General features: G+C 35.1%; 10 protein-coding genes. 3 read left to right on the forward strand and 7 right to left on the reverse strand.

Going from position 1 to position 11366, the window contains the following annotated elements; all coding sequences use genetic code 11:
* Window positions 1–75: 75 nt before the first annotated feature.
* The 7 genes from WFZ86_RS18905 to WFZ86_RS18935 all read right to left on the reverse strand — a co-directional run bounded on the left by WFZ86_RS18905 (window position 76) and on the right by WFZ86_RS18935 (window position 7279).
* Entirely contained in the window at window positions 76–2634 is a 2559-nt protein-coding gene (locus WFZ86_RS18905; RefSeq protein ID WP_342693387.1) for a TonB-dependent receptor, read from the reverse strand.
* A 388-nt stretch (window positions 2635–3022) separates the two neighbouring features.
* Window positions 3023–3805 (reverse strand): tetratricopeptide repeat protein, encoded by a 783-nt coding sequence (locus WFZ86_RS18910; RefSeq protein ID WP_342693388.1) that lies wholly within the window; start codon window positions 3803–3805, stop codon window positions 3023–3025.
* A gap of 131 nt (window positions 3806–3936) precedes the next feature.
* On the reverse strand, window positions 3937–4749 hold the full coding sequence (locus WFZ86_RS18915) for a TPM domain-containing protein (protein WP_342693389.1): 813 nt from the start codon (window positions 4747–4749) through the stop codon (window positions 3937–3939).
* Between the two features lie 3 nt (window positions 4750–4752).
* The gene (locus WFZ86_RS18920) at window positions 4753–5190 is read right to left on the reverse strand and encodes a TPM domain-containing protein (protein ID WP_342693390.1); all 438 of its coding nucleotides are present in this window, start codon (window positions 5188–5190) and stop codon (window positions 4753–4755) included.
* Window positions 5191–5248: 58 nt separating this feature from the next.
* Window positions 5249–5830, reverse strand: coding sequence for a LemA family protein (locus tag WFZ86_RS18925; RefSeq protein WP_342693391.1), 582 nt, complete (start codon window positions 5828–5830; stop codon window positions 5249–5251).
* A 61-nt stretch (window positions 5831–5891) separates the two neighbouring features.
* Window positions 5892–6224 (reverse strand): MerR family transcriptional regulator, encoded by a 333-nt coding sequence (locus tag WFZ86_RS18930; RefSeq protein WP_342693392.1) that lies wholly within the window; start codon window positions 6222–6224, stop codon window positions 5892–5894.
* Window positions 6225–6301: 77 nt separating this feature from the next.
* Entirely contained in the window at window positions 6302–7279 is a 978-nt protein-coding gene (locus WFZ86_RS18935) for a M23 family metallopeptidase (RefSeq protein WP_342693393.1), read from the reverse strand.
* A 197-nt stretch (window positions 7280–7476) separates the two neighbouring features.
* On the opposite strand from WFZ86_RS18935, the gene alaS reads away from it, so the two are divergent.
* From alaS to WFZ86_RS18950, 3 genes are all read left to right on the forward strand, one after another.
* Complete coding sequence (alaS, locus tag WFZ86_RS18940) at window positions 7477–10107, forward strand: alanine--tRNA ligase (protein WP_342693394.1); 2631 nt, start codon at window positions 7477–7479, stop codon at window positions 10105–10107.
* A gap of 183 nt (window positions 10108–10290) precedes the next feature.
* Entirely contained in the window at window positions 10291–10668 is a 378-nt protein-coding gene (locus WFZ86_RS18945; RefSeq protein WP_342693395.1) for a GxxExxY protein, read from the forward strand.
* A 173-nt stretch (window positions 10669–10841) separates the two neighbouring features.
* Complete coding sequence (locus tag WFZ86_RS18950) at window positions 10842–11252, forward strand: GSCFA domain-containing protein (RefSeq protein ID WP_342693396.1); 411 nt, start codon at window positions 10842–10844, stop codon at window positions 11250–11252.
* Window positions 11253–11366 lie beyond the last annotated feature (114 nt).

Below are 11366 nucleotides of genomic sequence, written 5' to 3' on the forward strand. Positions count from 1 at the left end.
CTTATGATAAAGAGCCCTCTGAAATAGTAATTTCAGACGGCTCAAAATCAAGTAAAAAAATGAAGTTCATTTACACTATAAAGAATATTTTAAGGTGACTCCATAGGTTCTTTGATCACCAAGTACTGCTGCATAATGTCCTGAATTTCCACCAGCAGGCAGTAATTGCTCGTAGTAATCTTTGTTGAATAAGTTACGACCCCAAATGTGTGCGGACAAACCATCAGCAACACGGAAACCCAAACGGCCATTAAATATAGCATAACCAGGTACTACCAAATATTTTGAAGCAGAAGGGCTTGAAGAGAATTCAGAACGAGCAAAACTATCTAGGGCAATGAAGAATTTACCTATGCTTCCAAAGAATTTAGCATTTTTAGTATATTCTCCTCCAAGACTTCCTGCCCATTTTGAAACTCCTGGTAAGTCTGTTCCAGAAACATCTTTAAACGATACCGCAGCTCCAGTTTCTTCTAATGGCAATGGGGCGTTTGTGAATGTAACATATTTTCCATCACTATAAGTTGCGGCAGCATTAAAGCTAAAGTGTTTGTTGAGTAAAAAACTAGCATCTAATTCTATCCCTTTTACTCTTACTTTGTCAGCATTGGCAAGGTAGCCACGATTTACACCCAATTCAGCAGCTTGCACATTGGTTTGGAAATCTTTGATTTCTGTGTTAAAGAAAGTCAGGTTTAAAACCGAATTTTTAATAGGTGAAGTTTTTATACCGAATTCATAATGGTTAACGCTTTCAGGTTTAATTACTGCAAGGTCAAGGGCTGGTTGGCCAGCAATTGTCGGAAGTCCTGCTACATTCACACCAACCGGTTTATAGCTTTTTGCATAGGTAGCATACGCATTGACTTTATCGGATACTTTATAGTTCACGGTTAAATTTCCTGAAAAGTCTGTGTCGTCAGTGCTTGAAGTAAACGATTGATCTGTATAAACCAGTCTTTTAAGTGCAAGTAAAGCTGGATCTGTAGTTTGAAGTCCTCCGTAGGTTTTACGGTCGTAATCAGCAGCTTTTTTGTCATAATTATATCGTAAACCCGGAAGTACGTGTAATTTTTCAGTGATTGCCCAATCCAATTGAGTAAATACAGCAGCACTTGTAGAACGTACATTCGAGTTGGTTCTTATACCATAACCTTCAAAAAGACCCGGTGTTCTCCATAATGGGCTAGTAGTACTTTGAGCAAATCGCCATTGTGCCGTTCCAGATTCTTCATTTCCTCTTACTTTTACTTCTTGGTCAATAAAAAACAGACCCACCACACCACTCAAGGATGAGGTTACTTGTCCTGCATAGCGTACTTCTTGCGTTAATTGGGTATGTCTGGCAGGGTTTTGTGATAATGCCAATACTTGCAATCCTGTAAAATCTCTATCATTTGATGGATCCCAATTCCAGAATCTCCAAGCTGTTGTTGAGGTAAGTGTTCCACTACCAATTTTTGTATCAATATTTAAAGAGGCGCCACCTAAATCTTGTCCAGAGCGCCAAGGGGTGTCGTGATCAATCTTGCGGTCAAAAGCATTCAAGCTTGGAAGTTGGTAATTCAAGTCAGCAATTATGGCATTAAATTGACGGTAAGCCGCTCTTTGTGTAGGAGCTACACCAGCAACTACTTGAGCATATCCGTCAGGACGTTGCAAAGTGATGTCTGCTGCGAACAGTATATTTGTTCTATCAGAAGGAGTATAAAGTAATTGACCTCTAATTCCTTGGTTGTTTAGTGTATTAGTTGCTTTTCCTGTTACAATATTTTCGATTAATCCATCACGTTGTGTACCAGAGAAAGATATTCTACCAGCAACTTTTGAACTCAAAGCTCCTGTAATAGACGCTTTAGCTTGTATGAATTGGTAATTGCCATAACTCACTTCAAAATCAGCACTTGAAGTAAAACTAGGTTTGCGAGAAGTGATGTTAAAAGCACCCGAAGTTGTGTTTTTTCCAAACAAAGAACCTTGCGGACCACGCAATACTTCAATTCGATCTACATCTATAAAATCTAAGGTTGTAGCGGCAGGTCTAGAGAAGTAAACACCGTCTACATAAAAACCAACACCTGGGTCAATACCGTCATTAGTCAGTCCAAAAGGAGATCCCAGACCACGAATGTTAATTCCAGTATTTCTGGGATTGGAAGAATACAATTGAACGGAAGGAACCAATTCTTTTAGACGATTCACGTTGAATGCCCCAGCTTGTTCTGCTTGTTTACCTGTTACAACTGAAATGGCAATGGGAATATCTTGAGCTTTTTCTATTCTACGTCTTGAGGTAACCACTACCTCAGATAATACTTTTTCTTCTCCAGTAGAGATATTTATTTGTAATGGTTTTGCATTAGATGGTAGTTCGGTGATTTTAATTTCTTTGGTATTAAAACCAGCGTATTGCACAATAATTGTAAATGGCAATGCTTTGGATTGAATGGAAAACTTACCATTAACATCTGAAGTCGTACTATTGGTAGTTCCTTTTATAAATATATTGACACCTTCTATAGGTGCATTGTCATCGTTTTTAACTTCTCCCTCTAAAAGGCTTTGTCCATAGGAAGTTGAAAATAGTAAAATTAAAAGTAAGGTTGATAGTGTTTTTGTATAGATATTTTTCATTATTATATAAATTATATGTAAATAGTCGAATTAAATAGTAAATTTTATTTGCCTAGGCACATACACATCATACAATTACTGATTTTGATAATTGATACTCGTTTCTTTTTTAGTTTTTCTCTAGAATATGCATTCTTTTGATTCGTTTTCATTGTAGTTTATTTTGGTTGAAATTATTTTCGGGAGCAAATATATATTATTAATTCTATAAAATTAGTAGAATTATTAAAATATTTTTTATCTAAAAGTAAATCGCTGATTAACAGGGTTTTTTGGTTTGGTTTTAAAATAAAAACAGCGCAATGAACTATCATTGCGCTGTTTCAATTTTAATTATCTTTTTTAGTCAAATGACAGAATTAAAGATTTTTTTCTATCTATTTTGAATTTATTTTTTTGAACAAACTTCTGCTATTACATTTTTAGCAGGTGTAAAACCCAATTTTAGAGCTTGTGTTAAATCCGAACAATAATCTCTCTTAATTTTGAAGTTTATGAAATAAAGGGCTCTATTGTAATAAGCTTGAGCATTTTGAGGAGCAATGCTAATTACTTTATCAAAGTCAGCAACAGCTTCTTTTTGATTTAACATAGCCTTTGAAACAGCTCTTTCTTGATATGCTTCTAAATTGTTGGTATCTAATTCGATTACTTTATCAAAATCAGAAATAGCCTTTTGAAATAAATTTTGGGATTTATAAAGCATACCCCTATTTTGATAGGCTGGGAAATAGCTTGGATTTAGTTTGATACAATTATTGTAATCTTTGATGGCACCTTCAAAATCATTGATTTTTGTTTTTGCAAAAGCAATATTAAAATATGATTTGTAGGATGTGTTATTTATAAGAATACACTGCAAAAAATCTTCTATTGCTCCTTTGAAATCAGTTGTTTTAATTTTTAAGATTCCTCTACTATAATAGGTCTTAAAGTCATTTGGTGAAAGCTGTATTGCTTTATCATAATCTAATAATGCATCAAAAAAATTGTTGTTTTGATAATTAAAATACCCTCTGTAATAATAATTTTCCGAGCTGGGATGTTTTTCTATTAATGTATTCAATTCATTGATTTCCATTTGTGTTCCTTGTTTTTCTGGTTCAATAAAATCTTGAGAGAAAATGAGGTTACACAAAAGAAATAATGAAAGAGTAGTTATTTTTTTCATCGGTTTAAAATGTTTATCAAAACTATTTGTTTTTTATCATTAAAACGAAGCACTGAAATGAAATTTATACAAGTAATTTGAATTCAAATCGAAATTGTCTTTTTAGATTTTAATAAGGCAATATTTTTTACTTACCAACTTCCGCTTGAACCTCCTCCAGAGAATCCGCCACCGCCGAATCCACCTCCGAATCCGCCACCGCCAAAACCTCCGCCAGATGAACCACCAAATCCACCTCCGCCGCCACGGCCAAGGTTACTTAAAATGATAACATCGAGTAGGCTAGGACCTCCGCCTCCTCGATTTCCAGAATTGCCTCCGCCTTTGTTTTTAGAGAAAATAATAATCAGGACGACAACAATAAAAATCAAAGGTAAAATGGGAAAGCTTTTTCCTGAAGATTTTTTTCGTTCACCTTTGTATTTGCCTTTGAAAACATCAAAAAGGGCATCAGTTCCTTTGTCAATTCCTCTGTAATAACTTCCTGCCTTGAATTCTGGAGTAATGATATTTCGGATGATTTCTCCTCCAATTCCAGCAGTTAGTCGGTCTTCGAGTCCGTAACCAGGATTAATGGCTATTTTTCTATCATTTTTAGCAATCAAAATGATGACACCGTTATCTTCTTTGGCTTGTCCTATTCCCCAAGTTTGTGCCCAATTGGTCGCCAATTGATTGACATTTTCATTCTTTAGACTTTCAATAGAAATTACTACAATCTGAGTGGTAGTCGAATCAGAATAGCGAACTAATTTTTCTTCTAGTTGTGCTTTTTCTTCAGCGCTAAATAAATTAGCATAATCATACACCGAAGTTTGAGCACTAGGTTTTTCTGGAATAGTAAATTGTGCAAAGCTGCAGTGAAAGGTTAAAAAAGCAATAAGCAAAAGGGGTAATCGAAAAATTCCGTTGGAATTTGATGTTTTTATTTTGGAATTTTTCATAGGTTATCCTTTAGAAATTTCGTTTGACAATTCATTAGTGTCACCTTCTTGCCAAGGGAAATATTTTTTGAGTTGTTCTCCAGCATTTAAAATGCCATCAATCAAGCCTTGTTTGTAATTTCCTAGTTTGAATTGGCTCACCATAGCATCACGAGTGCAGTCCCAAAAATCAGGGGCTACTACATCATTGATTCCTTTGTCTCCACAGATCACAAAGGTTTTGTCGTTTACCGCTAGATAAATGAGTACGCCGTTTTGTAATTCAGTAGCATCCATGTTGAGTTCATGAAAAACCTCCATAGCCCTGTCATAGGCGTCTAAGGCAGTGGTTGCTTCTATGTGAACTCTAATCTCGCCAGAAGTATTTTTTTCGGCTACACAAATAGCTTCTACTATGGCGCTTTCCTCTTCTTTAGTTAAAAAGTCTTCTACTTTTGACATTTGTTTAGTTTTTTTATTGGTATAAAAAAAGCCCCTCCTTCGGAGGGGTTGGGGAGGATTAGAATTTTACTTCAACAGGCTTATCAGCGCCTTCAACAGATTTGAAGAAAGGTTTCTCTTTGTAATTGCCTAAGAAAAAACTTTGTGGCATGGCTAAGATATAACCATTGTATACTTCAACAGATTCATTGAAACGAGTTCGTGCAGTCAAAATTTGATTTTCGGTACTCGCTAATTCATCTTGTAATTTCAAAAAGTTTGCATTAGCTTTTAAATCAGGATATTTTTCAACACTTACTAATAATCTAGATAATGATGACGATACTCCTGATTGAGCTTGTTGAAACTGTGTTAATTGTTCAGGTGAAATGTTTGAAGGGTCAACAGTTACTGATGTTGCTTTTGCACGGGCTTCAATTACAGCTGTCAATGTGCTTTTTTCAAAATCGGCCGCACCCTTTACTGTGTTTACTAAGTTCCCAATTAAATCATTTCTTCTTTGATAGGCAGCGTCAACATTTCCCCATTCTTTACCTACAGCTTGGCTGTATTTCAAAGCGGTGTTTTTTAAACCCATCACCCAAAAAGCAACGATTATAACTAATCCAATTCCGATAATCCAAGGCAAAAATCTTCTCATGTTTATTTAATTTTAAGGTTTATTATTTAGTGTTTAATTTTAGTATTTTTTCTCTTAAGGTTTAAAGTTCGTTTTTAATAAGGGTTAATTGTGTTTTTATGGCTTCTAATTTTCGAATGATGTCAAATTTATCCAAGGATTTCTTTTGTCCTTCTTTTAAATGGGTTTTAGCTCCCTCTAAAGTAAATCCTCTTTCTTTGACTAAGTGATAAATCAGTTGTAGGTTTTTGACATCTTCTGGAGTAAACATTCGGTTGCCCTTGGCATTTTTTTTTGGTTTTAAAATATCAAATTCACTATCCCAGAATCGAATCAAAGAGGTATTAACGCCAAAGGCTTTGGCCACTTCGCCAATGCTATAATATCTTTTTTCTGGTGCTAATTCTATATGCATTTTTATTGTTTTTTGAACGGTCTTTTTAATAAATTATAATAACTGATCACTGTTTGGCTGGAGACTTTTTTAAAAGATTAATCCAGTGATTGGTTTTCTTGATTCGCTAAATTAGATATGGCCACATATTCAACCGCTGATATATTACCGTAATAAAAATTCAACGGATTGACTACTTTTCCGTTTTTGTGTACTTCGTAGTGCAAATGCGGAGCTTCGGAACGTCCCGTGCTTCCTACATAACCAATGATGTCACCTCTTTTGACACGTTGTCCGGCTCTACACTTGTATTTGCTTAAATGTGCGTAGAGGGTTTCATAGCCATAACCATGCCGAATTACGATATGATTCCCAAATCCCGAAGCCGAGTTATCTGCTCTTGCCACAATGCCATCACCACTAGCGAAAATTGGGGTTCCTGTTTTTGCCGTAAAATCCATGCCCTCATGCATTTTACGTGCTTTGGTAAACGGATCGGTACGATAACCAAACCCAGAAGCCACATGTTTTAAATTTTCATTTCGTACAGGTTGAATGGCAGGAATACTGGCCAAAAAGACCTGTTTTGCCTCTGCCAATTTCAAAATAACATCCAAAGATTTAGATTGAATGGCTAATTGTTTACTCAAAACATCCATCTTTTTCGTCGTGCTGCTCACGAGTTCTGAATTATTAAATCCTTGTAAGGCGACATATTTATTTTTGTTTTTATACCCTGATTTTCGTTCTTCATCAGAAATAGGTGCCGTATTGAAATACGTTCTGTACAAATTATTGTCACGTTCGGCTATTTGTTCTGCTACTCCTTGTAATTGCTCTAGCTTTTTATTTAAAATGGCATAATTCAGCTTTAAATTTTCAATTTCTCTTTCTTGAACTCTGTCATTGGGAGTTTTGAAATAAGGAACATTCAATAAGGCCACAAATGAAAGGAAACCAAAAAGCGCCGAGGCCACCAAAAACAGGACAGCAAAACCGATTTTTTTCCTCTTTTTAGTGGTAATTTTTCGATACGCTAATTTTTCGGAATCGTAATAATATTTTACTTTCGCCATATTTTAAAATACCCTATTTTTGCAACCTGTAAAAAAGTTAGTCGAACAAATTTAAGAAATGTTTCAAATGTTCTTCTTTTTTTTACCATAAATAAAATAATTAGAAAATGAAGTCTTTTTAGTCTACTGATAAACAGGGGACTGTTGTGCTTTCTAAATTATTAAAACAATTCAAGACCAATTTCGCATCAAATACTATGAAATCACAAGACGTACGTAAACAATTTTTAGATTTTTTTGAAAGCAAAGGACATTTAATTGTTCCTTCGGCGCCTATCGTTCTTAAAGACGATCCAACCTTGATGTTCAACAACTCAGGAATGGCGCAATTCAAAGAATATTTTTTGGGCTTAGGAACTCCAAAAAGCCAACGTATTGCGGACACCCAAAAATGTTTGCGTGTTTCAGGAAAGCATAATGATTTGGAGGAAGTAGGTATCGATACCTATCACCACACAATGTTTGAGATGTTAGGGAACTGGTCGTTTGGGGACTATTTCAAGAAAGAAGCCATTCATTGGGCTTGGGAATTACTGACAGATGTCTATAAAATTGACAAGGACATACTTTATGTAACTGTTTTTGAAGGAAGCGTTGAGGAAAATGTTCCTTTCGATCAAGAGGCTTATGATATTTGGAAAACTTTAATTGCAGAAGACCGTATTTTATTAGGAAATAAAAAAGACAATTTCTGGGAAATGGGAGATCAAGGTCCTTGTGGTCCATGTTCTGAAATTCACGTTGATATTCGTTCAGCCGAAGAAAAAGCATTGATTGACGGTAAAGAATTAGTCAATGCTGATCATCCTCAAGTGGTTGAAATTTGGAATAATGTATTTATGGAATTCAACCGTAAAGCGGATGGTTCTCTTGAAAAATTGCCAGCACAACACGTTGATACGGGTATGGGATTTGAGCGTCTTTGTATGGTTTTACAAGGGGTTCAGTCAAACTATGATACAGATGTATTTACTCCGCTGATTCGAGAAATTGAAACTATTACAGGTGCAAATTATACGATTAAAGCGGCCAATGAAGAAGAAGAAAAAATAAATATTGCGATTCGTGTGATTGCAGATCACGTTCGTGCAGTTGCTTTTGCAATAGCCGACGGACAACTGCCATCCAACACAGGCGCAGGATATGTAATTCGTAGAATTTTACGTCGTGCTATTCGTTACGGCTTTACTTTCTTAAATACCAAAGAGCCTTTTATCTATAAATTAGTAGATACTTTAAGTGCACAAATGAGTGCTTCTTTTCCTGAAATTCGTTCTCAAAAAGCATTATGTTCTAATGTGATTCGTGAAGAAGAAAGTTCTTTCTTGCGTACGCTAGATCAAGGTTTGGTTTTACTAGATGCAGTAATTGCTAACAATCAAAGCAAGGTGATTGATGGTAAAAAAGCTTTTGAATTGTACGATACCTATGGTTTTCCAATCGATTTGACGGCTTTGATTCTATCCGAAAAAGGATTGCAATTAGACGAAAAAGTTTTTGAAGAACAATTACAATTGCAAAAAGAACGCTCTCGTGCAGCATCAAAAGTTACTGCGGGTGATTGGAATGTAATTGTAGAAGATGATATTCAGGAGTTTGTAGGTTATGATCGTTTGCAGCACCAAGTAAAAATCACAAAATACCGTAGAGTAGAAAGTGTAAAAGAAGGAGAAATTTTTCAGTTGGTTTTTAACGCGACTCCTTTTTATGGGGAAAGTGGTGGACAAACAGGCGATAAAGGATATCTAGAAGCTAGTAATGGCGACATTACCTATATTATTGATACAAAAAAAGAGAACAACCAAACCATTCATTTGGCAAAATCATTACCAGAAAATTTAACTGATACTTTCCAAGCGATTGTAGATGTAAAGCAAAGAGCAAGAACGTCTTCTAATCATACTGCAACCCACTTGTTACATCAAGGGTTGAGAAAAGTGTTAGGAACACACATTGAACAAAAAGGTTCTATGGTGCGTTCGGCTTCTTTACGTTTTGACTTTTCGCACTTCTCTAAAGTATCAGACGAAGAGTTGAAAGAGGTTGAGAATTTTGTTAATGCAAGAATTCGCGAAAGTTTGCCATTAATTGAGAAGCGTGGAATTGCCAAAGAACAAGCGCTAGAAGAAGGAGCTATTGCTTTGTTTGGTGAAAAATATGGCGATTTGGTTCGTATGATTAAGTTTGGTGATTCTGTTGAGTTATGTGGAGGAACACACGTGGCGAATACTTCTGAGATTTGGCATTTCAAAATTGTTTCAGAAGGTGCTGTTGCTGCAGGAATTCGCCGAATTGAGGCGATTACCAGTGAAGCAGCTAAGGATTTCTTTGAATCACAGTTGATTACTTTTGGAGAGATGAAAGAAGTGTTGAAAAATGCTGTTGACCCTATAAAAGCGATTCAAACACTGCAAGATGAGAATGCTTCTTTAAAAAAGCAGATAGAAGCGTTGCTAAAAGACAAAGCCAAGAATATGAAAGGCGAATTAGCCGCTGCTTTTCAAGAAGTAAACGGCGTTAAATTCTTAGCGCAACAAGTAGATTTAACTGCTGAAGGTGCCAAAGATTTGGTGTATGAATTAGGTAATTTAGGAAACAATATTTTCATGGTTTTGGCTACTGTAAATGAAGACAAACCAATGTTGACCTGCTATATTTCTAAAGAATTAGTAGCCGATAAAAACTTAAACGCAGGACAAGTAGTTCGCGAATTAGGGAAATACATACAAGGAGGCGGAGGAGGACAACCTTTCTTTGCTACAGCTGGTGGAAAGAACGCTGCTGGTGTATCTGAAGCTTTAGAAAAGGCTATTGAGTTTGTGAAGTAGCTCGCTAATCTTTTAGACAATATTATCTCGCAAAGACGCAGAGCCGCAAAGTGTTTATTGAATACCTATTTGATAAGCTATAGAATTTGCTACTCTGCGTCTTTTTTGATTTTTTTTACTTTATGAATAATTGGCGTTATTTGTTTTGAAGGAATTTTAGTATTTTGTATCAAAATTACAAATATGACTGAAAACGAAATTTCCAGAATTGTTGTTAATGTTTGTTATAAAATTCATACTAAGCTCGGGCCAGGATTGTTGGAGTCGGTTTATGAGGCTATACTTTATTATGAATTGACTAATAGAGGATTAAAAGTTGAAAGACAGAAACCATTACCAGTAATTTGGGATGAAGTATTTTTGGATATAGGTTTTAGAACTGATTTGATTATTGAAGAAAAAGTGATTATTGAAATAAAATCGGTTGAACAAATAGTTAATGTTCATCCTAAACAACTTTTAACCTATCTAAAAATAACTGGAATGAAATTAGGTTTGTTGATTAATTTTAATGAATCATTGATTAAAAACGGAATTACAAGAATTGTGAATAATCTTTAGTCTACAACTCGAAGTTTAACGATTATTTCTCTCAAGGATTTCACTAAATTTATCTAACAGAGACGTTGAGGTGCAAATGTTGAGTTGTCTTTTCTTTGCGGCTCTGCGCCTTTGCGAGAAAATGAGTTTTAAACTGTTTTCATTTTCAATGATCAAAATTTGAGAGAAAAACTATGAACTTTACAACGAAAATATCCATTCCTCAAAATACCAAGCCAATAGACTACAATTCCAAAATTGTTTCTTTAGGCTCTTGCTTTGCTGAAAATATGGGGGATAAATTACTCTATTATAAATTTCAAACCCAAGTGAATCCTTTTGGTATTATTTTCAATCCGGTTTCTATTGAAAAACTTATAGAAAGAGTGGTGTTGCAAAGATTTTTCACCAAAGATGATATTTTTTTCTTCAATGAAAGATGGCATTGTTATGAAGTTCATTCTGAGTTGAGTGATGCTGATGCCGAAGTAATGTTGAGTAAACTGAACCGAATTCTTTTAGACACCCAAAAGCAATTACAGCAAGCGACCCATTTTATCATCACTTATGGTACTTCGTGGGTATATCGGTATGTCTTGTCCTGAAATAAGTTTACATAAAAATGTAAATTTATGATCAATCGTGCAGGAACAAACACTACAAAACGTTATTCTAATTATTCGGAGGAATTCAAACGTAAGGTTTGCGAAGAATATATT

This window comes from Flavobacterium polysaccharolyticum (assembly GCF_038739875.1).
Classification (GTDB): domain Bacteria; phylum Bacteroidota; class Bacteroidia; order Flavobacteriales; family Flavobacteriaceae; genus Flavobacterium; species Flavobacterium polysaccharolyticum.